Annotated in this window: 23 protein-coding genes and 1 pseudogene; 10 read left to right on the top strand and 14 right to left on the bottom strand. The window is 66.4% G+C overall.

Going from position 1 to position 24,323, the window contains the following annotated elements; genetic code table 11:
• Both NFU08_RS21000 and NFU08_RS08610 read right to left on the bottom strand, forming a co-directional pair.
• Positions 1 to 85 (bottom strand): annotated as a pseudogene (locus NFU08_RS21000) (hypothetical protein); the annotation flags it as partial.
• A gap of 33 nt (positions 86 to 118) precedes the next feature.
• Complete coding sequence (locus NFU08_RS08610) at positions 119 to 622, bottom strand: hypothetical protein (RefSeq protein ID WP_174175367.1); 504 nt, start codon at positions 620 to 622, stop codon at positions 119 to 121.
• A gap of 238 nt (positions 623 to 860) precedes the next feature.
• Here NFU08_RS08610 and NFU08_RS08615 point away from each other — a divergent pair, with 238 nt between their 5' ends.
• The 3 genes from NFU08_RS08615 to NFU08_RS08625 all read left to right on the top strand — a co-directional run bounded on the left by NFU08_RS08615 (position 861) and on the right by NFU08_RS08625 (position 6,376).
• On the top strand, positions 861 to 3,830 hold the full coding sequence (locus NFU08_RS08615; protein WP_251422264.1) for a BTAD domain-containing putative transcriptional regulator: 2,970 nt from the start codon (positions 861 to 863) through the stop codon (positions 3,828 to 3,830).
• A 183-nt stretch (positions 3,831 to 4,013) separates the two neighbouring features.
• A complete protein-coding gene (locus NFU08_RS08620; protein ID WP_251422267.1) occupies positions 4,014 to 5,444 on the top strand; it encodes an amino acid permease in 1,431 nt (476 codons plus the stop codon).
• A gap of 164 nt (positions 5,445 to 5,608) precedes the next feature.
• Positions 5,609 to 6,376, top strand: a complete 768-nt coding sequence (locus NFU08_RS08625; RefSeq protein WP_174175657.1) for an IclR family transcriptional regulator — start codon at positions 5,609 to 5,611, stop codon at positions 6,374 to 6,376.
• On the opposite strand, the gene NFU08_RS08630 is transcribed toward NFU08_RS08625, so the two are convergent.
• Genes NFU08_RS08630 through NFU08_RS08640 form a run of 3 tightly spaced genes read right to left on the bottom strand, consistent with a single transcriptional unit; the run spans position 6,373 to position 8,394 of the window.
• Complete coding sequence (locus tag NFU08_RS08630) at positions 6,373 to 7,140, bottom strand: IclR family transcriptional regulator (RefSeq protein WP_251422270.1); 768 nt, start codon at positions 7,138 to 7,140, stop codon at positions 6,373 to 6,375. The genes NFU08_RS08625 and NFU08_RS08630 overlap by 4 nt on opposite strands.
• A 40-nt stretch (positions 7,141 to 7,180) precedes the next feature.
• Positions 7,181 to 7,933 (bottom strand): cyclase family protein, encoded by a 753-nt coding sequence (locus NFU08_RS08635; RefSeq protein ID WP_251422273.1) that lies wholly within the window; start codon positions 7,931 to 7,933, stop codon positions 7,181 to 7,183.
• Positions 7,930 to 8,394: a hypothetical protein gene (locus NFU08_RS08640; RefSeq protein WP_251422276.1), complete on the bottom strand. Its 465-nt coding sequence runs from the start codon at positions 8,392 to 8,394 to the stop codon at positions 7,930 to 7,932. The genes NFU08_RS08635 and NFU08_RS08640 overlap by 4 nt, the downstream gene beginning before the upstream one ends.
• 98 nt (positions 8,395 to 8,492) lie before the next feature.
• Between NFU08_RS08640 and mmuM the strand changes: the two genes are divergently transcribed.
• Entirely contained in the window at positions 8,493 to 9,458 is a 966-nt protein-coding gene (mmuM, locus tag NFU08_RS08645) for a homocysteine S-methyltransferase (protein ID WP_397425532.1), read from the top strand.
• A gap of 27 nt (positions 9,459 to 9,485) precedes the next feature.
• On the opposite strand, the gene NFU08_RS08650 is transcribed toward mmuM, so the two are convergent.
• Both NFU08_RS08650 and NFU08_RS08655 read right to left on the bottom strand, forming a co-directional pair.
• On the bottom strand, positions 9,486 to 9,722 hold the full coding sequence (locus NFU08_RS08650; RefSeq protein ID WP_174175377.1) for a hypothetical protein: 237 nt from the start codon (positions 9,720 to 9,722) through the stop codon (positions 9,486 to 9,488).
• 40 nt (positions 9,723 to 9,762) lie between these two features.
• Positions 9,763 to 10,314 carry a dihydrofolate reductase family protein gene (locus NFU08_RS08655; RefSeq protein ID WP_174175379.1) on the bottom strand — a complete coding sequence of 184 codons (552 nt, stop codon included), beginning with the start codon at positions 10,312 to 10,314 and terminating at the stop codon, positions 9,763 to 9,765.
• A 210-nt stretch (positions 10,315 to 10,524) separates the two neighbouring features.
• Between NFU08_RS08655 and NFU08_RS08660 the strand changes: the two genes are divergently transcribed.
• Positions 10,525 to 10,995: a hypothetical protein gene (locus NFU08_RS08660; protein WP_174175381.1), complete on the top strand. Its 471-nt coding sequence runs from the start codon at positions 10,525 to 10,527 to the stop codon at positions 10,993 to 10,995.
• A 25-nt stretch (positions 10,996 to 11,020) separates the two neighbouring features.
• Here NFU08_RS08660 and NFU08_RS08665 read toward each other — a convergent pair whose 3' ends face one another.
• Positions 11,021 to 13,237: an EAL domain-containing protein gene (locus tag NFU08_RS08665; RefSeq protein WP_251422282.1), complete on the bottom strand. Its 2,217-nt coding sequence runs from the start codon at positions 13,235 to 13,237 to the stop codon at positions 11,021 to 11,023.
• Between the two features lie 173 nt (positions 13,238 to 13,410).
• A complete protein-coding gene (locus NFU08_RS08670; protein ID WP_174175383.1) occupies positions 13,411 to 13,680 on the bottom strand; it encodes a GlsB/YeaQ/YmgE family stress response membrane protein in 270 nt (89 codons plus the stop codon).
• 221 nt (positions 13,681 to 13,901) lie between these two features.
• Here NFU08_RS08670 and NFU08_RS08675 point away from each other — a divergent pair, with 221 nt between their 5' ends.
• Positions 13,902 to 14,768: an HAD family hydrolase gene (locus NFU08_RS08675; protein ID WP_251422285.1), complete on the top strand. Its 867-nt coding sequence runs from the start codon at positions 13,902 to 13,904 to the stop codon at positions 14,766 to 14,768.
• Between the two features lie 22 nt (positions 14,769 to 14,790).
• On the opposite strand, the gene NFU08_RS08680 is transcribed toward NFU08_RS08675, so the two are convergent.
• Entirely contained in the window at positions 14,791 to 16,176 is a 1,386-nt protein-coding gene (locus NFU08_RS08680) for a UDP-glucose/GDP-mannose dehydrogenase family protein (RefSeq protein WP_251422287.1), read from the bottom strand.
• Positions 16,173 to 17,330 (bottom strand): glycosyltransferase family 1 protein, encoded by a 1,158-nt coding sequence (locus NFU08_RS08685; RefSeq protein WP_251422290.1) that lies wholly within the window; start codon positions 17,328 to 17,330, stop codon positions 16,173 to 16,175. The genes NFU08_RS08680 and NFU08_RS08685 overlap by 4 nt, the downstream gene beginning before the upstream one ends.
• 260 nt (positions 17,331 to 17,590) lie before the next feature.
• Between NFU08_RS08685 and NFU08_RS08690 the strand changes: the two genes are divergently transcribed.
• Positions 17,591 to 18,463, top strand: a complete 873-nt coding sequence (locus NFU08_RS08690) for a PRC and DUF2382 domain-containing protein (RefSeq protein WP_251422293.1) — start codon at positions 17,591 to 17,593, stop codon at positions 18,461 to 18,463.
• A gap of 251 nt (positions 18,464 to 18,714) precedes the next feature.
• On the opposite strand, the gene NFU08_RS08695 is transcribed toward NFU08_RS08690, so the two are convergent.
• A complete protein-coding gene (locus NFU08_RS08695; RefSeq protein WP_251422296.1) occupies positions 18,715 to 19,173 on the bottom strand; it encodes a DUF4383 domain-containing protein in 459 nt (152 codons plus the stop codon).
• A gap of 154 nt (positions 19,174 to 19,327) precedes the next feature.
• Between NFU08_RS08695 and NFU08_RS08700 the strand changes: the two genes are divergently transcribed.
• Entirely contained in the window at positions 19,328 to 20,647 is a 1,320-nt protein-coding gene (locus NFU08_RS08700) for a DUF6350 family protein (protein ID WP_251422298.1), read from the top strand.
• Between the two features lie 31 nt (positions 20,648 to 20,678).
• Here NFU08_RS08700 and NFU08_RS08705 read toward each other — a convergent pair whose 3' ends face one another.
• Complete coding sequence (locus NFU08_RS08705) at positions 20,679 to 21,110, bottom strand: hypothetical protein (RefSeq protein WP_251422301.1); 432 nt, start codon at positions 21,108 to 21,110, stop codon at positions 20,679 to 20,681.
• Positions 21,111 to 21,149: 39 nt separating this feature from the next.
• Between NFU08_RS08705 and purN the strand changes: the two genes are divergently transcribed.
• Together purN and NFU08_RS08715 are read left to right on the top strand one after the other, a co-directional pair.
• The gene (gene purN, locus NFU08_RS08710) at positions 21,150 to 21,743 is read left to right on the top strand and encodes a phosphoribosylglycinamide formyltransferase (protein ID WP_251422304.1); all 594 of its coding nucleotides are present in this window, start codon (positions 21,150 to 21,152) and stop codon (positions 21,741 to 21,743) included.
• Between the two features lie 567 nt (positions 21,744 to 22,310).
• Positions 22,311 to 22,820, top strand: coding sequence for a hypothetical protein (locus tag NFU08_RS08715; RefSeq protein WP_251422307.1), 510 nt, complete (start codon positions 22,311 to 22,313; stop codon positions 22,818 to 22,820).
• A 70-nt stretch (positions 22,821 to 22,890) separates the two neighbouring features.
• Here NFU08_RS08715 and NFU08_RS08720 read toward each other — a convergent pair whose 3' ends face one another.
• Positions 22,891 to 24,243 carry an MFS transporter gene (locus NFU08_RS08720; RefSeq protein WP_104185440.1) on the bottom strand — a complete coding sequence of 451 codons (1,353 nt, stop codon included), beginning with the start codon at positions 24,241 to 24,243 and terminating at the stop codon, positions 22,891 to 22,893.
• Between the last annotated feature and the right edge of the window lie 80 nt (positions 24,244 to 24,323).

The following is a 24,323-nucleotide window of genomic DNA, read 5'->3' on the forward strand; positions in this document are numbered from 1 at the left end:
ACTTCACCCGTCTGGACCCGATCAAAGCCAAAAACAACGCCATCAAAAAGCTCAACAACCTCGGCTTCAACGTCACCATAACCCCCGCTACCGCAGCCTGACAGCCATCACCTTCGTATTAGGGAGCAACAAGTGGGCAGATATTTGTCGCCTGTCCACTGCCCGTGAACATCCCGCCTCGTTCGGAGAAATCACTGTTGAGGGTCCAGCTGACTGTGCCGCTTGTAACGTACACGCCCGCATCATGTCCATTTGCTTCAGGCACCGTTATGACGTTCCTGCCTGTCGCCGTGATGAAGAGTCCATCATCTGATGCGCTCTCGATTCGGTTGGCACCGGTCGCTACATACGTCACCGATTTGCCGGTAGGACCGCTGACCGTGACTCTCAGGTTGGGTGACGTGGTAATGAACCTGCCACCAGGCAAACTAATGAATCCGCCCTTCCCGGTAGGTGTGAGGGTGACCTCAAAGTCGGGGGATCCTGAACAGACGGCCGTAATGGGATTGGGATCGACAGGTCCAGGGACTGCGGGAGCTGCAAATGCCGACTGTGCAGGTGCGACGAGCGCTGCTGCGGCCAGGGCAGCCGGGGCCAGTGTGCGCGCAATTGTGGTTTTCATTCGATCTTCCTTTCAGGTGTACTCAGTGTGAGTGGCTCAACGGTGGCCCCAAGGGCTTAACGGAGCCTTAATCCAACGGCTAACTCTGGATCCAGCACGGGCCTGGGAGCATGATGGGGGTGATGCCGCTCCTCGGGGCGCATTAGGACAGGGCGGGGGCTAGGGGTCGCTGGTCGATAAACGCCACGGGATAGGGCACAGCCCGCTTCCGAGGCCGGTCAGTGAGGGGTGCTCGCCGATGAGCGCACTGTGGATCAGGGCCCTGGGCCCATTACAGGTGATTGCTGACGGCGTCCCGGTTCCAGTCAGCAGCCACAGCCTGCGTATTGTCCTCGAATGCCTGGCTCTGCGGGCGAACTCGGTTGTAGCAGCCGACTTCCTGGCTGAGGTCATCTGGGACGGTCACCCGCCCGCGCGTCCGGGCCCGCAACTGCAGGTGTACGTCGCGAACCTGCGGAACCTGCTTGAACCCAACCGCCGCAAAGGGGTTGCCTCGCACCGCCTGGCCAGCAGGCCGGGCGGCTACCTCCTGGCAGTTGAAGACGACGAACTCGACCTGCTGCAGTTCCGCGCACACCTTGCCTCCGGCGAGCGCGCAGTGGAGGCGGGCGAACTCGCCGGCGGCGCGGTGAGCCTGCGCCAGGCCCTGGATTTGTTCGTGTGCCCTGCCTTTCCGGACCTGGCCGACGTCGAGGTTCTGGCGCCGGACCTCGAAGCGGTGGAGGAGGCCCGGCTTGACGCTTACCAGGACCTCCTCGATGTTGAACTGGCACTGGGCCGCCACGCCAACGTGGTGGGGGAGGTGCAGCGGCTGGTATCGCAGCATCCCTTCCGGGAACGCTTGTGGGCGTCCCTGGTGCTTGCCTTGTACCGCTCCGACCGGCAGGCAGACGCCCTCGCCGCTTGCCGTGCGGCCCGGAAAGCCTTTGCTGCGGAGCTGGGCATTGATCCCGGGACGCGCCTGCGGGAGCTGGAAGCACTGGTGCTGCGCCAGGATGCCTCCATTGGGCCGCCAGTCATCAATGACGACCGCCGTGCCAGGCAGCGCCTCGACAACGTGCCCGCCCCACTCACCCCTATGGTGGGCCGGGATACAGAACTGGGAGAGATATGTTCGCTCTACCGTTCGGAGGGATGCCGGCTGGTCACCGTCACGGGGGCGGGCGGGGCAGGGAAGACCCGCCTCGCGATGGCGGCGGCCGCACGTTTGGGCGAGCGCATGCCCGACGGCGCGGGCTGGGTCAATCTGTCCCCGCTTACCCACGTTGAGCAGGTGCCTGGTGCCATTACAGCGGCACTCGGACTGGAGGCGCCCGCAGGCCAGGACCCGCTGAAGATCGCCTCCCGATTTCTCCATGCCCGCCGCCTGCTGCTGGTCCTGGACAACTTCGAGCACCTGGTGGACGCATGGCCTGTGGTGCTGGAGTTGCTCACTGCAGCCCCTGAACTCCGGATCCTCACCACCAGCCGGAGGCGGCTTGGGTTGCGTCCCGAGTACGAATTCGAACTTGCTCCACTGGAGCTGCCACCCCTGGACCCGCCCCTGCCTCTCCGTCGGCTTCAGGAGGTGCCAGCAATGAAGCTGCTCTTGAACCGGGGCCGGACGGTCCGCCCCCGCCTTTCGGTAGACCACGGAAACGCCGCTGTACTAACACGCCTGTGCCACCGCCTGGACGGGCTGCCGTTGGCCATTGAATTGGCTGCGGCCCAGCTGCGGCACCTTACCGAGCACGATCTCCTCGCTGACTTGGAGGTCAGCCTTGCCACGTTGCGGGGCACCTTCCCGGACCTTCCGGACCGGCAGCAAACCCTCACTGCCACGATCGAGTGGAGTTACCAGCTACTTGCTGACGCAGAACGCGAACTCTTCGGCCAACTGGGTGTTTTCGCCAACGATCCAACCATGGCAGCCATTGAGGCTGTGCGCGGCTCCCTTCCCTCTGGCGCGCCCCCCACGGAAGAACTGCTGTCCGCGCTCGCGGACCACAGCCTGCTGCGGCGCTACACCGACCAGGCCGGACGGCGCCGCGTGTCGCTGCTGCAATCCATCCGGGAGTTTGCCCGTGACCGGCTGGCGCTGATGCCTGAGCAACACAAGGTGCGCCGGCGGCATGCCGGGCACTACCTTGCCTTGGCCGAGGCCGTAGGCCCAGTTTTGTGGGGCCCGGACCAGGTGGACGCTTTCCGGTTACTGAAGGCTGACGAGCCGGATTTGCGCGCGGCACTGTTGTGGGCAGCCGGACCCGACGGCTCCAAGGACGTGGCGCTGGGCCTGGTGGGGCAACTCTGGCATTACTGGGAGCTGACGGGCGACGTGGCGGAACAGTGCGGGATCGCCCTGAAGCTGCTCGACGGCACCCCCAACGCTCCGCTGGCGCTGCAGGGTCCCGCCCTTAGCGGAACGGCCACGTTGTGCTGGATGCTCGGCCGCGGTGACCAGGCGTCGAGGCTTCATTCCCGAGCGCTTCAGGCGTTCCACGACGCCGGCAATGACCAAGGCGTTGCGTGGGCCAGGATGTGCCTGGCGGTCCAGGCGATGGAGCGTGACGACGCCGCCAGCGCCCAGCGGCTCGCCGCAGGAGTATTGTCGATGCCCCGTGCCACCCCGCGCACAAGGGTTGGTGCTTTGATTCTCCTGAGCATCCTGGCGTACTACGCTGGCGACCATGCCCGGGCCCTGGAACTGCGCCATGCGAGCGTCGAGCTTTCCCGCCCGCTTGGGGATCGATGGTTGCTCGGAATTGCCCTGACCAACCTGGCCGAAAGCACACAGCAGGCCGGCGACAATGGCGTCGCGGAGCGCTTGCTCGTCGAGGCAGTCACCGCGGCGCTTGAGCTCGATGCGCAGGGCCAGGTTGCAGGTATTTTGGAACAAATTGCCGACGTCTACGTCAGCCGGCACCGCGTCGAGCGGGCCATCCGCCTGCTGGCGGCCACTGACAGCTACCGCACTGACCGTGGACTACCGCTTTACCCCGCCGAACAGCATCACATTGCATCCGTCATTACCAGAGCGCGCAATGAAGCCGGCCCGATCCGCTTCGGCCTTGCGTGGGAAGGCGGAAAAGGCCTCAGCCTAAGGGAGGCGGCCTACGAGGTGCTCCAGGGCGCACACTTCACCGGATTGCCGCCTGGCCCTGCCCCGGCATCAACAGGACGGCATCCCTCCACTCCGGAGGGCGCTACCGACCCGGCTCCCTGGACGTGACGCTTACGCCACCGGCACCCGCGTAACAGCGTGCAATATAAACATGACTTCATGCATTTAATGACTAAAATTCGGCTGTCGTGCTACTTTCAACACTGCCGCCGCGCATTTCTTCGTCGCTAAGGACCGGGACCTGGAGACTGCGCGCGCTCCCATTGCTGAGTCCGACCCTTGGAGACGCCCGTGGAACCCACAACAGACGTGAAGCTGGATGCCCAGCCGGCCAGGCCAGTGGCGGACTCCGGACTCCGCCGGTCCATGGGTCCGCGCCACCTGGTGATGATCGCCATGGGCGGCGTGATCGGCTCCGGCCTGTTCCTCAGCTCCGGCTACACCATCTCCCAGGCCGGACCGCTGGGTGCGGTCATCGCCTACCTCATCGGCGCCTTCGTGGTGTACCTGGTGATGGCGTGCCTCGGCGAACTCGCCATTGCCTACCCGGTGTCCGGTGCGTTCCACATCTACGCCGCCCGCTCCATCGGCCCCGCCACGGGATTCGCCACCGCCTGGCTGTACTGGTTGTGCTGGGCCGTGGCCATCGGCTCCGAGTTCACCGCCTCCGGCCTGCTCATGCAGCGCTGGTTCCCGGACGTGGAGGTCTGGGTCTGGTGCCTGGTGTTCGCGGCCGTCCTCTTCGGCTTCAACGCCGTGTCCTCCAAGTTCTTCGGCGAGTCCGAGTTCTGGTTCGCCATCGTCAAGGTCGCCGCGATCATCGGCCTGATCGTCCTGGGCGGCGCGGCCCTGTTCGGCTTCCGGCCGCTCGGCGGCGGTGGCGAGCACCCCTTCCTGTTCGAGAACTTCGCCACCGAGGGCGGTCTGTTCCCCAACGGCTTCACCGGTGTCCTGGTCACCGTGCTCGCCGTCTTCTACGCCTTCTCCGGCTCGGAACTCATCGGTGTGGCTGCCGGTGAAACCAAGGACCCGGCCACCAGCATCCCCAAGGCCCTGCGCACCACGGTGATCCGCCTGCTGATCTTCTTCGTTGGGGCCATTGCCGTCATCGCCGCCACCATCCCGTACAGCGAGGTGGGCCTGGACGAAAGCCCGTTCGTGACGGTCTTCTCGGCAATCGGACTCCCGTTCGCCGCCGACATCATGAACTTCGTCATCATCACCGCACTCCTCTCGGCCGGCAACAGCGGACTGTTCTCCTGCGCCCGCATGCTCTACTCCCTGGCCGACGAAGGCCACGCGCCACGCGCCTTCAAGAAGCTGACCCGCCGCGGCATCCCGCTGGTCGCACTCTCCGTGAGCATGGTGGGCGGGGTGGCATCCCTGGTCAGCAGCGTGGTGGCCCCGGAGACCGTCTACCTGGTGCTCGTGTCCGTGGCCGGGTTCGCCGTGGTGGGCGTCTGGATGTCCATCACCGCCTCGCACTTCTTCCACCGCCGCGCGTTCGTCCGCAACGGCGGCGACGTCTCCACCCTCGCCTATAAGGCCCCGCTCTTCCCCCTGGTGCCCATCCTGGCGTTCTCGCTGTGCGTCGTTTCCCTGGTGGGCATCGCCCTGGACCCCACCCAGGCCGCCGCGCTCTACTTCGGCATTCCCTTTGTGGCTGCCTGCTACGCCTGGTTCCACTTCCGCTACGGCCGCAAGGCCGTGACTGCCAGGTAACCAGGAAGCACGGAGCGGACGACGGCGGCTGCCGGCAAGGTGCGTTGGGGCACCTTGCCGGGCGGGCGCCGTCGTCCTTTCCGGCATGATGCGTGCCCCGCCCAGGGAGGGCGCTGCCCATGGAACAATGGGGCGTGGTGACCGGCCGGGAGGGGCAGATAAGCGTGGATTCGTCCGCTGAGGCGTCGTCAATGGCGCAGGGGCTCCGGATTGTCCGGCTGGTAGCTGACAGGGAGAAGCTCGGCCGCCAGCTGCTGGGCGTTTCACAGCTGGCCGTCGAGCTGGACATGGAGCAGAGCCGCGTCTCCCGCCTGGCGCAGGAACTGTGCGATCTCGGACTGCTGGAGCGCGTGGACCGCGGGCCGTTCCGGACAGGTCCGCGCTTCTTCAGCCTGGCCGCGGCACTGAACACCGGCTGGGTCCGGGAGGCAAGAACCGAACTTGAGGCGCTGGTCGCGGCGCTGGGACTGCGCGCGCGGCTCTCCGTCCGGGACGGCTACCGCGTGACCCTGGTCCGGGCCTCCAGCAACGACGCCGTGCCCGGCAGCTTCGTCAAGCCGGGCATGGTGACTCCGGCCTGGTGCACCGGCGCGGGCCGGGCGCTGCTGTGGGACCTTGACCGGCCGGCACTGGATTCCCTGCTGCAGGACGTGAACTACATCGGCATCGGGGGACCGGGGGCCGCCCACTCTACCGATGGGGTCTGGGACCTCATGGTCCGCGACCGTGGCGCCGGGTTCATCACCGCAGCCGAGGAATTCGAACACGACGTGGTGGAACTCGCGGTTCCTGTCCGCGACGCCGGCGGTGCCATCCTCGCCTCGCTGAGTGTGCTGGGCAGCCGTGCCGGGATCGGTCCGGATGCGGCGGCTGCGGCGGCTGTGCTCACCAGCGCGGCGGAACGGCTCGGATCCCGCGCGGGCGCCCGCTAGTCCAGCGGCCGGTACCCGAGCCGCTGCTCAAGCCACGCTCCCTGGGCCACCAGTGCGTCCGCGCATGCCTTCCGGCGCGGTCCCAGGCGGTCCTTGATGCCAACGATCTGCAGCGCAGCCACCACGTCGCCCTTGAAATCCCGGACGGGGACGGCCAGGGAATAGAGGCCCGGTTCTGCCTCCTCATCCACGATCGAGTAACCCCGCTTCCGGGCAGCTTCACGCCGTGCCAGGAAATCGTCCACGTCGGCCGGTGTGTTGGGGCCGTGCCGCACAAAAAGCACGTCCGCGAAGACGGTACGCACTTCCGCTTCCGAGGCCTCCCACAGCACGGCCTGGCCGGCGTCGCTGCAGTAAGCGGGATAGGGCCGGCCCAGCCAGGAGCCCACCAGGTTGCTGCTGGCCGGGACGCTTTCGCCGATGGTCACTGTGCTGTCCCCGTGAAGGACCCCCAGGAAGCAGGCTTCGTCCGTTCCTGCGGCCAGCGTGTCCAGGGCGGTGGCGCCGTCCGACTGCAGGCGGCGTTCGGTCAGCAGCTGGGCGTCGGTGAGGACGGACCAGTCCAGGCTGTAGGTGCGCTGGCCGGCCTTCCGGAGGAAACCCTCCTTTTCGGCGCCGCGGAGGTTGCGTGAGACCTGGCTGCGGTCCTTGCCAAGATCGGCGGCGATGTCCGCCACCGTGCCGCCGGGATGTCCCGCTGCATGGCGGGCGCCCACAGCAAAGAGGGCCATGATTCCGCGGCCCATGCTGGAGGTTTTTGGCATGGTGACGAGTCTAATGGAGGGGCAGGGCCTGGCCGCCCGCTCAGCAGATGGCAAACACCCGCGCCGGGAAGCCGCTGCCGCCCTGGGGTTTTGGCCAGGAAGCGACGACGGCGGCACCGGATTCCGGGAGTCCGTCCAGGCTGGCCATCAGTTCGATCTGCCAGCGGCCCTGTTCCAGGACATATGTTTCCAGGCTGAAGTCCTGCCGGGAGGTGGCCAGGCCCGGGTCCGTGTCCGTCTGCTCGTGGCCGACGGCGGCCACGGCGCGCTGGTCAACCAGGAAGGAGAGCACTTCCCGGGACCAGCCGGGCGTGTGGCTCAGGCCTTCGCTGTCCCGGTTGGCCATTGCCTCCGGATCGGGCCAGCGGCGGCTCCAGCCCGTACGAAGGGCCACAAAGGAACCCGGTGGGACGGTGCCGTTCCGGATCTCCCAGTCCTGCACGTCCTGCAGGGTGGGTGTGGCGTCCGGGTTGCCCGCCACCCGCTGGCTGATGTCCAGGACCACCAGCGGAAGGATCATCTCCTCCACCGGAATCTGGTCCAGCGTCCTGCCGCCGCGGATGAAATGCGAGGGCGGGTCCACGTGGGTTCCCCACTGGCCCACGATCGTATAGCGGTGGGCGGTGAAGCCGTCACCTTTGTCCAGGTCGAAGAGGGCTTCGCGCTGCTCATCCGGAAAAGCGGCGAAGTGCGGCTGGCCCGGGTGGAAGGCGTGTGTAAGGTCCACGAACCGCCGGCCCGCGATCACGGACTGCAGTCCCTCCCAGAGCGACGTGGTGCTGGTGTCCGTCATGATGCGGCTGCTCCTTCTGCCATGGGTGCTTCTGCCAATGGGGCCAGTGCGGTACTGGAGACGCTGATGGGGCCGGTCACTTCGATGACCGGGACTTCCCAGGGATGGATGTCCACGAGGTGGCGCATGAAACGCTCGACGGCGGTGTCCTCCAGTGAGGCGTCGAAATAGGTGGTGAAAACGAAGGTTGGCGAGAGGGTCTGCTCACCCACGCGTCCCAGGGTGGGGTTGGCGCCCTCGGCAGTAGTGAAGCCCTCGAAACCCAGGCTGGACTCAAACACGTGTTTGTAGTTGCCGAAGTCGCCGAGTTCCCGGAATTCAGCCAGGGCCTGCAGCAGGTGCGCGATCCCCGGGTCATCCCGGAAGGCGTCCGGCTCGCCCTTGGACAGTTGCCCGAAGGTGGTGCCGCTGATGGGCCAGTGCACGCGCAGCTTGCGTACCGGGTGAAGTTGAACGTCCAAGAACCTTGCCTCTTTCCTTTGCCGGGTGACGGCTGCCAGCCATCGTGACATAGAGAAATAATCATTACAAGCATAAGTAAATGCGTATTATGACTAGTATGCGTTCGACCGTGCAGCTCTCGTCCTTGCTGGAATCCGGGGAACACCTCGTGACCGACGGCGCCCTGGCCACGGAACTCGAGGCCCGCGGCTGCAACCTCGACGATCCCCTGTGGTCCGCCAAAGTGCTTGTCGAAAATCCGCACCTGATCAGGGACGTCCACCGCGACTACTTCTCCGCCGGTGCCCGGATTGCCACCACCGCCAGCTACCAGGCAACGCCGCAGGGCTTCGCGCGGCGGGGGATGAGCGGGCAGGATGCCCTGGAACTGGTGGCGTTGTCGGTCCGGCTGGCGGACGAGGCCCGCCGCGCCCACTTGGCTGCCACCCCGGGCGCGGGCGCACTGCTCATCGCCGGGTCTGTTGGTCCCTATGGCGCCTACCTGGCAGATGGCTCGGAATACCGCGGCGACTACACGCTGCGGAAAGAGGAGTTCATGGACTTCCACCGGCCAAGGGTCGCTGCGCTCGTCGCTGCCGGTGCGGACTTCCTGGCCTGCGAGACGCTCCCGTCGTTCGCCGAAGCCGAGGCGCTGGCGGCACTCATGGACGAGTTCGGCGCCGAATCCTGGTTCTCCTTCTCCCTGCGGGACGGCGCCCATATCAGCGACGGCACGCCGCTCACGGCAGTGGCAGGGCTCCTTGACGCTAACCCCCTGGTGGCAGCGATCGGTGTGAACTGCGTGCCGCTGCACCTGGTCACCCCCGCGCTCGCCGCCCTCCAGAGCGCGACGGCCAAACCGCTGGTTGCCTACCCCAACTCAGGCGAAACCTATGATCCCGTCACCAAAACCTGGGGCCCAACCACGGCACCCGGAGAGGGAAACCGGGACGCACACCCCGTGGACCCCGCCGCCGGCGTCGCCACGTGGCTGGACCACGACGCCCGCATCATCGGCGGATGCTGCCGCACGGCGCCTGCCGACATCGCCGCCGTCGGACAGGCCCTTGCCGCGCAGCGCTGAATCCTAAGGCGCTGGACCTGAAGGTCCTTAGCCGCCCTCTTCTTTGGTGTCCTTGTCCCGGGCGTCCTGTTCCTCCGCGTGTTCAGCCTTTTCCCGGGCCTCCTGCTGGTGCTGCTCAAGTTTTGCCTCGGCGTCCCTGCGGCGGTATCCGATCGATCGGGCCTGTTCGGGGGTGGGATGCCGGTGTTCCCGCTCCCAGGCATGGTCATTGACACCGGTGCCGGGCACGGCCTCGTCATCAGGATCAATAATGTCTTCACCCATATCCAAACCCTGTCACAGTCGCGGGACAGTGTGTAGGGCCCTACGCCCCAAGCCGCCCGTAGGTGGTGATCACGTTGCCCTTGCTGGTCCGGGACTGGTCCAGCAGGACCAGACGGGTGCAGGGGTCGCCGTCCTGGAAGAGGCGCCGGCCGCTCCCCGCCACCACCGGATGGGTCATGAGCGTCAGGGAATCCAGCAGGCCGGCGAACAGCAGCTGCCGCGTGACCGAGATGCTGCCGCACACGGCAATTTCGCCGCCCTCACGCTCCTTGAGCGCTGCCGTAAATTCCTCCAGCGGGGCGTCCATCAGGCGCGAGTTCTGCCATTCGAGAGGTTCCGCCAGGGTGCGCGATGCCACGAACTTCTCCACCGGGTTGATGAAGGCGGCAAAGTCCTCGTCCACGGATGCGGTGGGCCAGTACCCGGCCCACTCCTGATAGCTCACCCGGCCCAGCACCACCGTGTCCACGGTGTCCATCATGGTGGTCAGGCCGGCTCCCAGCTCGTCGTCAAAGCTGTCGAACTGGAACTTGTAGGGATCGGACACCACGCCGTCCACGGAGTGGAACAGGCCGGCGGTGACTTTGCGCATGGGGACCTCCTGGAGGGCTTTGTGAGCGGACACGCCTCACGCTAGTGGGCCCCTTGAGCCAGCGGAAGATCCCTGCAACAGCGGACGACGACGGCCGCCCCAGTTACGTTCATCACTCGCCGAGGCGTCTTGCACGGTTTGGCCGATCCTGAGCCCCATACTTGTGGTGAGCGGCTGTTGCCGTGCCCCGGCCAGGCAGGAGGAAAGTGCATGGAAACCCTGAAAAAGATCGTGAGCAACCAGTATTTTCCGGCCGCTGCAGTCCTTACCGCCGTGCTGCTGTTCTGGGCCGTGGGACTCCTGGGCGGGCTGTCCCTCCTGCACAACAACCAGCCCCCGCTGACCACCCTGACCTGGATGCTGTTTGTCTACACCGCTGCGGTCCTCACCCCGCTGGCAGGCATCGTGGCCGCCGCCGACCTGCTCCGCCGCTGGCGCCGCAACCGCGACGCCCGGATGGCCTACGCCGGGCACCCGGAAGACGAGTATTCAGTGGCCCGGCAGGTGGTGCCCGAGCATGCAGCAGAAGCAGGGCCGGCGGAAGCACAGACAGTGGCCCAGCAGGTGGTGCCCGAGCATGCAGGCGAAGAACCGGCAGTCCGGCACGCAGCGCCGCCCGCACCCGCAGCATCCCAGCCGAAGAAATCCGCGAAGCAGGCAGGCCGCAAGCAGGCCGCTTAGCCGGCTCGCGCCGTCGTCGTCCTTCCTACCGTTCCTTCAGCGCAGTAAGGGCTTCCTCCGCCTGCTGCAGCGCGTTTGCCAGCCGACGGCCCGGCTGCGGCAGCGAAAACAGGTATCCCTGCAGCGAATCGCAATCCAGGGCCGCCAGGTAGTCCGCCTGCGCCGCCGTTTCCACGCCTTCCGCGGTGACGGTCAATCCCAGGCTGTGGGCCATGTTGATCATGGAACTGAGGATGGGTAGCCGCTCCGTGCCGGTGCGCACCATGGAGATGAAGGTCTTGTCGATCTTCACCGTGTCCACCGGCAGGTCCTGCAGCCTGCCCAGTGAGGAGTAGCCGGTGCCGAAGTCGTCCAAGGCAACCCTGGCTCCCTCATCCCGCAGCGTGCTGAGCTGTTTGATGAGGCTGCAGTCGGCGTCGAAAAACACGCTCTCGGTAACCTCAAGGACCAGCTGGTAGGCGGCCACGCCGCTGGCCTCCGCCAGCCGGAGGACCGTGTGCGCAAACAGTGGGTCCTGCAGCTGTACTCCCGAGACGTTCACGGCCAGCGACCGCGAAGGATCCTCGCTCAGCCACGGTGCCAGCTGCACCATGCCCAGCGCCATCACTTCAGCACCGATCTCGTTGATCAGCCCCGTGCGTTCGGCCAGCGGAATGAAGACCGACGGCGGGACGCGCCCGCCGTCCCTGTCCCACCGGGCGAGCGCCTCGAACGTGACCACCTGCCCCATGCGGTGCGAAACGATCGGCTGGAAATCCACCGTGATTTCGCCCCGGGCCACGGCCAGCTGCAGGCCGGCTTCCATATGGGTCCGCTGCACCAGGGCCGTCATCATGTCCGGATGGAACCGCAGGAACCGGTTCTTGCCGGCGGCCTTTGCCGCGTACATCGAGATGTCCGCCTGCCGGAGCAGCTCTGAGGCGCCCACGCTGTCCCGGCCCAGGGATGCGAGTCCCAGGCTGAGGCTGGGCCGCAGGACCGTGCCCTGGATGGTGACGGGGACGTGGAGGCACCGGACGATGCACTCGGCGATCGCATCCGCGTCCGGGCAGGCGGTCAGGAGCACCACAAACTCGTCTCCGCCGAGGCGGGCCACAACATCGGCCGTGGGGGCGCAGCCACGAAGCCTCCGGGCCACCTCAACCAGCATGTCGTCGCCGGCCTGGTGGCCAAGGATGTCATTGACTTCCTTGAAGTCATCCAGGTCCAGGAGGAGCACGTCAACGGCCTTGAGCCGCGGTTCCCGCAAGGCACCAGCCAGGGCGTCGTTGAACACGGCGCGGTTGGCAAGCCCCGTCAGCGGGTCCTGGAACGCCATGGCCCGGAGCTTCTCGGCCTGCGCCGCCAGGTCCAACATGGCCTGGTGGGCCTGCTCCTGGGCCTGGCGCCGCGGCGTGACGTCCCGGAAACTCCATACCCGCCCAACAATTCTTTCGCCCACCCGCTGCGGCCGCGAATACCGTTCAAAGGTGCGCCCGTCCGCGAAGTCCAGGACATCATGGCTTTCTGCTGCCTGGTCTTCCTCCAGCGCGCTGATCCGCGCCAGGAAGCCCGCAGGATCCGCCACCTGTGAGATGACGAGCCGCAGGACGGGCTCTTCGCTGTCCCCCTCCATGAGTGCCGGCGGAATGCCCCACATGGTGAGGAACTGGTCATTGAAACCGGCCACCCTGCCCTCGGAGCTCATCACCAGGATGCCGTCCGCGGTGGATTCCAGCGTCGCGGTCAGCAGGGACATCGCTTCCCGCAGGTCGGCGTCCGCGGCCTGGCGGTGGGAAGTGCCCCGGACCGAGAGCAGGAGCAGCGGATGCGCGCGGCTGCCGTCGTCTGGCCCCTGCTTCCCGTCCGGAGTCCGCGGAGGTGCCTCGTTCCCCGGAGACGCCGGAGGGAAAAGCGGTGCGGCATCCCACGGCAAGAGTGATCCCGTTGCTTCGGCGGGGAATTCCGTTCCGTCGCTGTGCAGCCCGTAAATTTCCCGGGGCGGCGGGTGGTCCCCGGGGAGGGCGCGAAGCCGGGCGAAAAGCTGGTCCGCTTCGCCGCGGAAGCCTTCAGCGAGGAGTGAGCGGTGGTCCCGTCCGGTGAGGTCACCGGGCCTATAGCCGAACAGCCTCCCGGCTGCGGCGTTGACCAGAACGATGCTGCCATCCGCGGCTATGGCCAGCAGCGCGTCCGGGCTTGCATCAAGAACGGCCCCGAAAGTCTGTGCTGGCGCACTCGTGCTGTGGTTCCAAGAATCAGCCAAGACACCACCCCCCTCGGACATCATAGAGCGCGGGAGCCGAAATGTGACCAGCTGCCGGGAACCGGTTCCGCGCAGACTTCTTCGGCCCGTTGGCGGTCCCTGTCCTGCAAACGCAAAAGCGCTGTCCCCGCATGGGGGACAGCGCTTTTCGGGTTGTCTGAATAAAGGAGCCGCTATGCCCGGCGGGAGCTGCGGTTAGTGACTGCGCCATAAACCAGCAGCACGATGATTGAACCGAGAATTGCCAGCAGCCAGGTGCGGATATCGAAGAATTCGGCCAGCCCGCCGCCGAAGATCAGCGAACCGATCCAGCCGCCCAGGATTGCACCGACAACGCCGAGGACCAGGGTGACCACCCAGCCTCCGCCTTGGCGGCCGGGCAGGATAGCCTTCGCAATGGCTCCGGCGATCAGGCCCAAAATGAGAAATCCGAGAATGCCCATGTTGTCACTCCTTGTCAGTAAGTTGTGCCGGGCCCCCATTTCCGGTTCCATAATTCAATCAGCGTGCTTACTGCTCTGCAAGAGTTTGATTATCACGGGATGACTGTCAGTTTTCCCGGCAGGAGTGCACCACTTTCTCCAGTGCCGGCAAACCCCGCCCGGGCAACGGGGAACGCTTCGATAGGATTGACTGTCCCCGCCACAAACCAAGGAGTCCCGGCATGCGCAGCCAGCAGACCGTCCGGCCGCGTGCCATCTTCCTCGACATCGACGGCACCTACGCCGACCACGGACTGGCGCCTGCCGCGCACGTCGACGCGGTCCGGACAGCACGCCAGCTGGGACACCTGGTTTTCGTCTGCACCGGGCGGCCGCTGTCCATGGTCCCAACGCACATCCTGGATGCCGGCTTCGACGGCAGCATCACCGGCGCCGGTGCCCGGGTGGAGCTTGGGGGAAAAGTCCTGAAGGACACCCGCTTCGCCCCGGACCTGGCAGCGCTCATCGTGGATACGTTGGACGCGCATGGCGCCGCCTACATCCTGGAAGCACCCGAGGCACTGCACGGCCGGACGGGCGTGGACCGGAGGCTGCGGGAGGTGCTCGGCCCCATCTTCGCCGGGCGCCCGCAGCATGACGGGGTCCTCAGCACCGATGTTGATCCCCTGGAGGACATCCTGGGGCCCATGCAGTACAGCGACGACCTCCGCTCCACGTCCTATGCCAAAATATCCTGCTTCGATTCCCCGGTTCCGCTGACGCAGCTGGTGGCGGGGCTGGGGCCGCAGGTGGGCCTGATCCCCAGTTCCCTCTCCGCCCTGGGCGACCGGGCCGGCGAGATCTTCATGGCCGGGACGCACAAGGCCGTGGGCATCCGCGTGGTGGAGGAGCACCTGGGCCTGGACCGCGCGGACATCGTGGCCATTGGGGACAGCGCCAACGACATCGAGATGCTGGAGTACGCGGGTGTGGGCATCGCCGTGGAAGGCGGGCACCCTGCGGTGCTGGCCGTCGCGGACCGGACCACCGCCGGGCCGGCCGGCAACGGCGTGGCACTCGCTTTTGAAGAGCTGGGGCTGCTGGGCTGACCGGGTTTCCTGGCGCGCGCTGTCAGGAAAGGAGCGGAGCCGGTGCCTGCACGGGCGGGTGTGCCGCAGCGCTGTCGGCGCCCAGGCCGCGCACCGACCAGCCGTTGGCCTGCCAGGCCGCGGTGTCCAGTGCGTTGCGTGCGTCCAGCACCACCCGGCGTCGTACCCGGGCGCCGGCAGCGGCGGGGCAGAGGCGGCGGTATTCATCCCATTCGGTAAGCAGCAGCACCAGCTCGGCGCCCTCGAGCGCCCGTTCCGTTGACGCCTCGAACCGCAGGCGCGGGTAACGCCGCCAGGCGTGGTTTATCGCTTTGGGATCCGTGACGGTCACGTGCGCCCCGGCGGCGGCGAGCCGGTCGGCGACGTCCAGGGCGGGGGAGTCCCGGATGTCGTCGGTGTCGGGCTTGAAGGATGCACCCAGGACAGTGATGGAGCGGCCGGCAACGCTGCCGCCGGAAAGGTCCGCAGCCAGGGCAACGGTGCGTTCACGCTGGCCCTGGTTGACCGAATCCACCAGCCGCATCCAGTCGTCCAGGGCCGTGACCCCTGCATGGGCGGCCTGTGTCCGGAAGCTGCGGATGTCCTTGGGGAGGCAGCCGCCGCCGAAGCCCAGGCCGGCGTGCAGGTACCGCCCGCCGATGCGCGGGTCCATGCCCATGGCCTCGGCCAGCTCCGCCACGTCCGCTCCCGACGCGTCGCACAGCCCGGCCACCGCGTTAACGAAACTCACTTTGGTGGCAAGGTAGGCGTTCGCCGCCGACTTGATGAGCTCCGCCGTGGCGAAGTTGCAAACCAGGCGGGGTATGCCGGCCCGGAGAAGCGGTTCGTAGACGGCGTCCAGCGCCGCCGTGACCCCCACCGGGGCGCCGCTGCGGGGATGGAACGCGGCTCCGCGCCCGCCGTCCACGCCGTACACCAGCCGGTCCGGCACCAGCGAGTCCTTCACCGCCGTCCCCTGGCGGAGGAACTCCGGGTTCCAGCCCAGCAGCACGTCCGGCCGCCGGGCCAGGACACCACGGAGCATCTCCACCGTGCCCACGGGCACCGTGGATTTACCCACGACGACGGAGCCCGCGGCCAGGTGCGGCAGCAGCGTTTCGATGGCGGAGACCAGGAAGGTGAGATCGGCGGCGTCGGACATTTTGTCCTGCGGGGTGCCCACGCACAGGAAGTGCACCTGCGCCTCCTGCGCACCGGCGGCGTCGGTGGAGAAGGTGAGCCGGCCGGTGCTCCGGCCGTCCCGCAGGAGTTCGTCCAGTCCTGGTTCGTGGAACGGGGCGGCACCCCGTGCCAGCTCGTCCACTTTGCCGGGGTCGACGTCGATCCCCGCCACCGTATGGCCCATGGAGGCGAGGGTGGCCGCATGAACGGCTCCAAGGTAGCCGCAGCCGATCACCGAAATTCTCACTGAGCTGCCCCCGCCCGGAAGCCCGTTGATGCCTTTGCCGGTTCGGCTGCAATGACTTGTTCGTAGTGCCGGACCAGCTCCCCGCACAGCACCGGCCACGTCCTGTCCTGCACGGAAGCGTGGGCTGCGGCAGCGAACGCGCGGCGTTTGGCGTCGTCGCCCATCAGGTCGAGGACGTGGCTGCGGAGGCCTGACAGATCACCTGGTTCGTAGAGCCAGCCTGTCCGTGAGTTTTCCACGAGATCGAGCGGCCCGCCCCGGCCGGTGGCCACCACCGGAACCCCCGATGCCATGGCCTCCTGGATTGTCTGGCAGAAGGTCTCAAACTCACCCGGGTGCACAAAGAGATCAAAGGATGCGACGGCCCGTGCCAGCTCCTCACCGCCCAGGAAGCCGGCAAAAACCGCGTCGGGCAGGGCCTCTTCGAGGGCAGCCCGCTGGGGTCCGTCGCCAACAACCACAAGCCTGGTGTTGGGAATCCCGGCCAGGGCAGCGAGGTCCTCCACCTGTTTCTCCACGGCCAGCCGTCCCACGTAGCCGATGATCCGCTGTCCGCCGGGAGCCGCGGAAGCCCGCCAGCCGTCGTCGCGCTTTTCCGGCGAGAACCGTGCCGTATCCACTCCGCGGCGCCACATCTGCACCCTGGGGATGCCGCGGCCGCGCAACTGGTTCAGCGCGAACGTGGACGGCACCAGGGTGCGGGTGGCGAGTAGATGGATGTTTTCAACCCGGCTCCAGGCCCAGTTTTCCAGGAATGGCACGCCGTACCTCGCCGCGTAGCTGGGGACTTCGGTCTGGTAGATGGCCACACTGGGAATGCCCAGCTGGTGTGCCGCCTGTGCCGCCCGCCAGCCAAGGACGAAGGGCGAGGCGAGGTGGACAACGTCCGGTGCGTAGTCGGCAAGGATGCGCTTGACCCGGTACACACCGCCCATCGCCACCCGAACGTTTGCGTAGCCGGCCAGCGGCACCGCCGGCAGCCGGAGGACCTCCGCGCCCCGGACATGGCCCGGCGCTTCCCCGTCCAGCGTGGAAGGCGCGATCACCAGGACGTCGTCGCCCCGGTTCTCGAGGTGCTCCAGCACGCGCAGGATGGAATGCGTCACGCCGTTCATCAGCGGCAGGAATGATTCAGCAACAATTGCGATCCTCACCCCACTACGGTGGGCGGGCGGCGTTGCCGTGCGGGGGATTGGATATGACGTCGGGGGAAAGGATGCGTGAACAGCAGAACCCCTAACTCAAAAAAATTACTAAGTAGGCTTTGCATATGATGCTAAGCATGCTTAGTGTAGGAGTGCAGCCAACGCAGAGCCTCAAGCAACGGGGCGGAGGCCAGCGGCGGGAACTCCCGGTGCCGGGACATCCACATTGTTGGCAAAGCCCAGCGCAACGACACATCCAAGGAGACGTCATGCTCAACAGGGAAAACATTGAAAACCTGCTCACCAAGGGTGGCAATGTCATCGGTTCAGATGGCGAGAAGATCGGCTCCATCGGCCAGCTTTACGCGGACGACGACACGGGGGAGCCCACCTGGGTCACCGTCAAGACGGGCCTCTTCGGCACCTCGCAGTCCTTCATTCCCGTCGAGGGAGCACACAGCCAGGGAGACGACCTGGTGGTTCCCTACACCAAGGAGCACGTCAAGGACGCACCGCGCGTCGATGTGGACGGCCACCTCACCCCCGAGGAAGAAGACCGCCTGTACACCTACTACGAGCGTGGCGCCCGCACCTACTCGGACGCCCGCAATGACGACGTGGACACCCGGAAGGATGTCGACTTCCAGGGCGATGCAGACCTGAATGCCGGCACCCCCACCTCGGGTATTGGCCGCGACCACGACCTTGACCAGGACGCCACCGACCGCCACGCGGTGGGCCACGACACGTCCGGTCCTACTACGGACGACGCCATGACCCGTTCGGAGGAACGGCTCCACGTCGGCACCGAGCGTGAAACCACCGGACGGGCACGGCTGCGGAAGTACGTCACCACGGAAAACGTCACCAGGACTGTTCCCGTGCAGCGTGAAGAGGTCCGCCTGGAGCGCGAGCCCATCACCGACGCGAACCGGGGCGACGCCCTGGGCGGCCCGGACATCAGCGAAGAGGAGCACGAGGTCATCCTCCATGAGGAGCGCCCCGTCGTGGAGAAGGAAACCGTTCCGGTGGAGCGGGTCCGGCTGGACAAGGACGTCGTACAGGACGACGTCACGGTCAGCGAGGAAGTCCGCAAGGAGCACATTGACGCGGACGGCGTGGACCGGGACGCGCGCCGCTAGGCTCCACCGCCAACGTTTGGGTGCGCCGCCGAGGCGTCCTCGAACGGACAGCCGCTGAGTCAAGCGCACAGCACGCGACGCCGGGAGTCCACTGACGGGCTCCCGGCGTCGTTGTGCATGCGGAACTTTCTTGAACGCTGGTGCAGTCCCCGCGTACGGCGGAAACTGCACCAGCCAGTAGGACGAATATCTTCAGAACTTAGGGTTCTTCTTCATTCGCGGCTCCTGTTTCCCGGTTTACGGATTCCGGGCTATGGCCTGCGGGCCGCCGTCCTGGAAAACAGCCAGCCGGCAACAATCATTACGACGCCCAGGACCAGGTGTGCCCAGTTGTCCATCATGTTCAGGGCCAGGAAGTTCGCCGCTGAATCGACTCCGACAATGAGCCCGAAAATGGCCAGGACGATGTACAGTCCGCCTGCCCCCAGGAGGAAGTTCCGTGCCCCGTGTTCAGTCCGGGACATGGCCCAGCCGGTGGCACCGATGGCCAGCTGCACGACGTTAAGCAGCATGGACACCTGGAACAGCCCCAGGAACATGGCCTGCGACGCCGGTCCGAGGAACATCAGTTCGCTGTATTGGGTGGTGACACCCGGGATGAAGCCCAGGACACCGACCAGCATCAAAAGGATTCCCATTCCCATGCCGGCGTTTTGGACGTCTGCCCGGCCAAAATGGACGCCGTGTGCATGTGGGGATGCGGTAGTCATTTCTTCCCTCCAATCCACTCGTTGTGGACAGTTAAATTTTACGGCGGACCACTCCGAAAAGCGCCGGAACAGCGTGCTCCGGACTTCGGCCGATATAGCGGATGAGCCTGTCGTTCCCGGCCCGGACGCCCCTGCCGTGACACCATGGGGCACGATGAAAATGCGTGCTGACCAGACCGGAGACCGTGGCCTTCCCATGCCCTTATGGCTGCAGGGTGCCCTCGAAACGGCGCAGGCAGCCATCATTTCCGCGCTGGCGGTGATCGCCCCGATCATCGCCGTGTGGGCCACTGCCGGCTTCCAGAACAGCTCCTTCGATGTCCTGGCCCGGCTGGCGGGGCAGTCCTGGCTGCTGGTTCACGGAGTTCCGCTGGAACTCAGCGCCGCAGGTTCGGATGCCGCAGGCAACGGGGAATCCGGCGTTCTGTCGCTGATTCCGCTGGGCCTTACCTTGCTGCCTTTCCTCCTTGCGTGGCGGGCCGGCCGTCGCCTTGCCCGCGCTTCCTACACCGACCAGTTGTGGCAGGCATTGCTCGGCTCATGGGTTGTCTACGCCGCCTTCGGAACAGCCACCGGCTTCGTCTGCCGTACCCCGGATGTGGGCATCAATCCCTGGTTCGCCATGCTGATCCCGCTTATTCCCTACGCTCTCGGCATGGTGATTGGCGCCCGGCGGGAGGCCGGTTCCTGGAGCCGGCTCATTGGCGTCGACGCCGTGGACTGGATTTCCCGCACCAGCCAGCATTCGCGGTGGGCAGGCTCCTACCTTGCTTCCGCCGGCAAGGCCGGCTTTGTGGCCACCGTTTCAGCGCTGGCCCTGGCTGCCGTGCTGCTGGCAGTGGACCTGTTCATCCACTGGAACCTGGTGGTTGCCGTCTATGAGGCGCTCGACGCCGGCGCCGTAGGGGGTGCCGCCCTGACCATTGCGCAGCTCGGGTTCCTCCCCAACCTTGCGGTCTTCGCCCTGGCCTGGACGTCCGGCGCCGGCTTTGCCATGGGGATCGGTTCACAGGTGGGGCCCCTGGGGACCGCCGTCGGACCCCTGCCGTCCATTCCGGTGCTGGCCGCTATCCCCTCCGGGCCGCTGGACTACGCGTTTGTGGCCCTGATCGTCCCGGTGCTGGCGGGCGTGCTGGCTGGCTGGTGGTTCCTGCGCGAAGGCGAAAACCACTTCGATGAGTGGCTTTCCATCAAGGTCCGTGCCCGCTGGTTCACGGCTACAGTTTCGACCCTGGTGCTGGGGGTCCTTGCTGGGCTGGCAGCCGGGCTCCTGTCCTTCGGCCTGGCATGGCTGGCCCGCGGCTCGGCGGGAATCGGCCGCCTGACGGACATTGGTCCGGACCCGCTCTGGACTGCGGTGTGGCTGGCTGCGGAAGTGGCTGTCGGCGTCGTGATCGGTTACGCGGCCGGGCCGTGGCTGGAACGTGAGCAGGCGGCGTCGGTCGAGGACGCGGAACTGGTTTCCCGGGCTTAGGGGCAGCACTGCCGCATCTGCGCGAGGATGGTTAGGGGAGCTGCCGGGGCAGTGAGCTTTCCAGCTGGACCCGGCACGCCGACTGCGCCTGGTCCGTGAGCGCCCGTCCCATGCACGCCTGGTACTGGCGCACTTCGTCGAAGAACACGGCGGTGACCAGGATCAGCAGCACCATGATGGCGGACACCACCAGGCCGGAGATGGTGCCGATCAGGACCAGCCTGGATTCCTTCAGCTTCGCGGCCCGTACCAGGAGGACAATGCCCAGGGCCACACTGGCCGCCGTGAGGATCCCGGTCAGCCAGAGGTGGTTGACGTCCAGCTGGTAGACGAAGAAGGCGCCGAGCACCGAGATGACGAACATCCGGAACAGGGTATGGGTCTTGGACAGCGAGGCTTTGGCTGCCTCGCTGAGCGGCGGCCTGGTCCGCTGCTGCCCAGCCGGTTCGGGGGAGGTGTTCATGTTTTCCAGCCTACGCGAGCCTGCCCATAAGCTAGAGCCGTGCGCATCGTAGTCCTCGTTTCCGGTACCGGGTCCAACCTCCAGGCTGTCATTGATGCGGTCAGGGCGGGGGAGCTGGACGTGGAAATCGCGGCTGTGGGTGCCGACCGTCCGGGCACCTTCGGGGTGGAACGGTCCGCGGCCGCAGGGATCCCGACGTTCGTGGTTGACTTCAAGGCGTACCCGGACCGGGCCGCCTGGAATGCCGCGCTGACCGACGCCGTGGCCCGGTTCCAGCCCGATGTGGTGGTCTCCTCCGGGTTCATGCGCATCGTCAGCCCGGAGTTCATCGATGCCTTCAACGGCAAGTACCTGAACACGCACCCGGCACTGCTTCCGGCCTTCCCGGGCGCCCACGGGGTGCGGGACGCCATGGCCTACGGCGTGAAGGTCACCGGCTGCACCGTGCACTGGGCGGACGCCGGGGTGGATACCGGCCCCATCATTGCCCAGGAGGCCGTGGCCATCGAGGACTCCGACACCGAGGAAACCCTGCACGAGCGCATCAAAGTCGTAGAGCGCCGCCTGCTGGTGTCCACCCTGGCCTCCCTCGCCGCCGGACACCGCGCCGGCGCCTCGAACCTCCCCGCCTGACCCCTCCACCCCACCCAACTAGGTAGCAGCAGATGTCGGAATAGGGGCCCAAACCGACATCTGCTGCTACCTACTTGGAGAGCGGGGGCGCTCCTGTGGATAACTTCGGCAGTCCCGGGCGGAAATTTGCCACGATGAGCCATGAGAACTCCGCGGCCAATGCCAGACCTGCTTCCATCCGGCGCTTTTACTTTCCGGGAAGCGGCCGACGCCGGAGTTACAGTAGGGCGGCTGCGGCACCATTCCCTGGACACACCGAGCCGGGGGATCAGGCAGACGTTTCACCCTCGGCTTCCTGAGCAGGAGTCAATTGTCCGGCCGTTGACACTGGTCACCGGATTCTCTGCAGCCTCCCATGCGACGGCCTTCACGCTGTGGTCCTTCCCAGGGTTCCTCCCTGGTAAGGACGACCCCATTACCCACATCTCCAGGCCGGACACCAAAGCCATTCCGCGCCGTAGCGGAGTCCGGGGACACCGCGGCCAGTTTTTTGCTGACGAGGTCGTGACCCATAACGGCCTTCTGATCACCTCCCGGGTGAGGACCTGGTTGGACTGTTCCCGCAAGATGAGCATCGAAGAACTGACTGTTGTTGCCGATCACCTGCTGCGGATTCCGCGGCCGGACTTCGAGGGCAGGTCCGAGCCCCATGCAACCCGGGAGGATCTTGAGGAAATGCTCGACCGGCACAAGGGGACGCCCGGTATCAGGAAGGCCCGGGTTGCGGTTGACCGGTCCCGGGTAGGGGCGGACTCCGCGCAGGAAACCAGGCTGCGGCTTGCGCTGGAAGATGCTGAATTGCCCGAACCTCTGCTGAACATGGTCAGGGAGTTGGGTTCCGGCGTCGTCCGCCAACCCGACCTGAGCTATCCGGAACAGAAAGTAGCGGTGGAGTACGACGGCGAAGGGCATTCCGAGGCTGCTCAGATCGTCCGCGATATTGCCCGTGAAGAGGACTTTGCCCGGGCAGGCTGGCTGCTTGTGAGGATCTCGAAGCGGCACATGGAGAACGAGGCGCGGCCCGCCGTCGCCAAAGTCCGTTCGGCACTGCGAAACCGGGGCTGGTCGCCCAACTAGGTAGCAGCAGATGCCGGAATGCGGGCTCAAAGCGACATCTGCTGCTACCTAGTTGGGGTGGGGAAGGGGGTTACTCGAGGCGGCGCTGCTTGGTCTCCGGGGAGAAGAACGCCATCCACAGCACCGCGATCAGGACCAGCCCGCCGGCGAGGGCGAAGGATGTGGCCAGCCCCAGCTCGGGCCAGAAGTAGTTGGCGAAAATCAGCGGCCCGAAGCCGGCGCCCAGGCGGGAGAAGGTGGATGCCCAGCCGAAGCCGGTGCCGCGCAGTTCGGTGGGGTAGAGCTCGGACACGTAGGCGTACAGCACCGGGATGGCCACCTGCACCACGAACCCGAACACCAGCAGCCAGAACACCGCCGCCGTGGGGATGTCCACCACAAAAGCCACGATCACCAGGGTCAGCGCGGACAACGGGCCGGTGATGGCCAGGATCCATTTGCGCCCAACCCGTTCCACCAAGAGGGCGGCCACAACAACACCCAGAAGCCCGACGGCGGCCATGGACGCCGTGGTGACGAACGCCTTGTACTCTGCGAACCCGGCGCCGATCAGGATCCTGGGCATCCAGGTCAGTGACAGGTAGTAGACCAGCAGGATGCTGAAGAACAGTGCCCAGGCCGTGGCAGTAATCTTCCAGTTGAACTGCCAGACCAGCCTCAGCTGGTGCCAGGCGCTGCCGGCCGAGAGCCGTGGCACTTCCTTGGCGTCGGGCAGGCTGTAGGCGCGGGGTTCCGCACCGGTCGCGGCCACCAGCCCGTCGATGACCTTGGCCGCCTCCTCACGCCGGCCCTTGCGGATCAGGAACAGCGGGGACTCCGGGACGCTGCGCCGGACCCAGAACACCAGCAGGGCGGGCAGGACCATCACCAGCATGGTGAGCCGCCAGTCGCCGTACAGGGCCACGAGCCCGGCCGACACAAAGCCCGCCAGGGCTGCCCCCACCGGCCACCAGCCGTCCATCGCCGTGAGGACCTTGCCGCGCTGCTTGCGGGGGGTGAACTCACCCACCAGTGCGTAGTCCACCGGGATGCAGCCGCCCAGGCCGAACCCGGCCATGAAGCGGAACACGCAGAACCAGATGAAGTCGGGGGAGAAGGCGCCCAGGACGGTGAAGAGCGAGAAGATCAGCAGCGTGGCCGTGAAGGCCTTCTTGCGTCCGATGGTGTCGGCGATGGTGCCCCACACAAACGCGCCCACGGCCATGCCGATCAGGTTCGAGGTCCCCACCCAGGCCACCTCGCCAGGGGAAAGGGCCCAGTGGGTTGAGAGCAAAGGAATGAGGATGCCGTTGAGCGTCACGTCCCAGGCATCGAACATGAAGCCGAGGCCGCCGATCAGAAAGATCTTGCCCTGGACTTTCCATCGCCAGGGCAGTTCCTGGACCACCTGTTCGCCGCTCGGCACAGTGGTGTAAGTATTCATCGCAGCCTCCTGGGAAAACTTTAGCCGGGCGTACTGGGGTTCACACTCCGGCCGACTCGCGGGGCAACCTCCGCTTCGGG

The sequence above is a fragment of the Pseudarthrobacter sp. NCCP-2145 genome (assembly GCF_023708005.1).
GTDB classification, from domain to species: Bacteria; Actinomycetota; Actinomycetes; order Actinomycetales; family Micrococcaceae; genus Arthrobacter; species Arthrobacter oxydans.

What these genes read in the sequence shown, in the direction of transcription:
- NFU08_RS08610 (WP_174175367.1), bottom strand. Translation starts at nt 622, where the DNA reads ATGAAAACCACAATTGCGCGCACACTGGCCCCGGCTGCCCTGGCCGCA.
- NFU08_RS08615 (WP_251422264.1), top strand. Translation starts at nt 861, where the DNA reads ATGAGCGCACTGTGGATCAGGGCCCTGGGCCCATTACAGGTGATTGCT.
- NFU08_RS08670 (WP_174175383.1), bottom strand. Translation starts at nt 13,680, where the DNA reads ATGGGCATTCTCGGATTTCTCATTTTGGGCCTGATCGCCGGAGCCATT.
- NFU08_RS08660 (WP_174175381.1), top strand. Translation starts at nt 10,525, where the DNA reads ATGGAAACCCTGAAAAAGATCGTGAGCAACCAGTATTTTCCGGCCGCT.
- NFU08_RS08635 (WP_251422273.1), bottom strand. Translation starts at nt 7,933, where the DNA reads ATGACGGACACCAGCACCACGTCGCTCTGGGAGGGACTGCAGTCCGTG.
- NFU08_RS08690 (WP_251422293.1), top strand. Translation starts at nt 17,591, where the DNA reads ATGCTCAACAGGGAAAACATTGAAAACCTGCTCACCAAGGGTGGCAAT.
- NFU08_RS08650 (WP_174175377.1), bottom strand. Translation starts at nt 9,722, where the DNA reads ATGGGTGAAGACATTATTGATCCTGATGACGAGGCCGTGCCCGGCACC.
- NFU08_RS08675 (WP_251422285.1), top strand. Translation starts at nt 13,902, where the DNA reads ATGCGCAGCCAGCAGACCGTCCGGCCGCGTGCCATCTTCCTCGACATC.
- NFU08_RS08630 (WP_251422270.1), bottom strand. Translation starts at nt 7,140, where the DNA reads ATGCCAAAAACCTCCAGCATGGGCCGCGGAATCATGGCCCTCTTTGCT.
- NFU08_RS08700 (WP_251422298.1), top strand. Translation starts at nt 19,328, where the DNA reads ATGAAAATGCGTGCTGACCAGACCGGAGACCGTGGCCTTCCCATGCCC.
- NFU08_RS08720 (WP_104185440.1), bottom strand. Translation starts at nt 24,243, where the DNA reads ATGAATACTTACACCACTGTGCCGAGCGGCGAACAGGTGGTCCAGGAA.
- NFU08_RS08655 (WP_174175379.1), bottom strand. Translation starts at nt 10,314, where the DNA reads ATGCGCAAAGTCACCGCCGGCCTGTTCCACTCCGTGGACGGCGTGGTG.
- NFU08_RS08695 (WP_251422296.1), bottom strand. Translation starts at nt 19,173, where the DNA reads ATGACTACCGCATCCCCACATGCACACGGCGTCCATTTTGGCCGGGCA.
- mmuM (WP_397425532.1), top strand. Translation starts at nt 8,493, where the DNA reads ATGCGTTCGACCGTGCAGCTCTCGTCCTTGCTGGAATCCGGGGAACAC.
- NFU08_RS08705 (WP_251422301.1), bottom strand. Translation starts at nt 21,110, where the DNA reads ATGAACACCTCCCCCGAACCGGCTGGGCAGCAGCGGACCAGGCCGCCG.
- NFU08_RS08715 (WP_251422307.1), top strand. Translation starts at nt 22,311, where the DNA reads ATGAGCATCGAAGAACTGACTGTTGTTGCCGATCACCTGCTGCGGATT.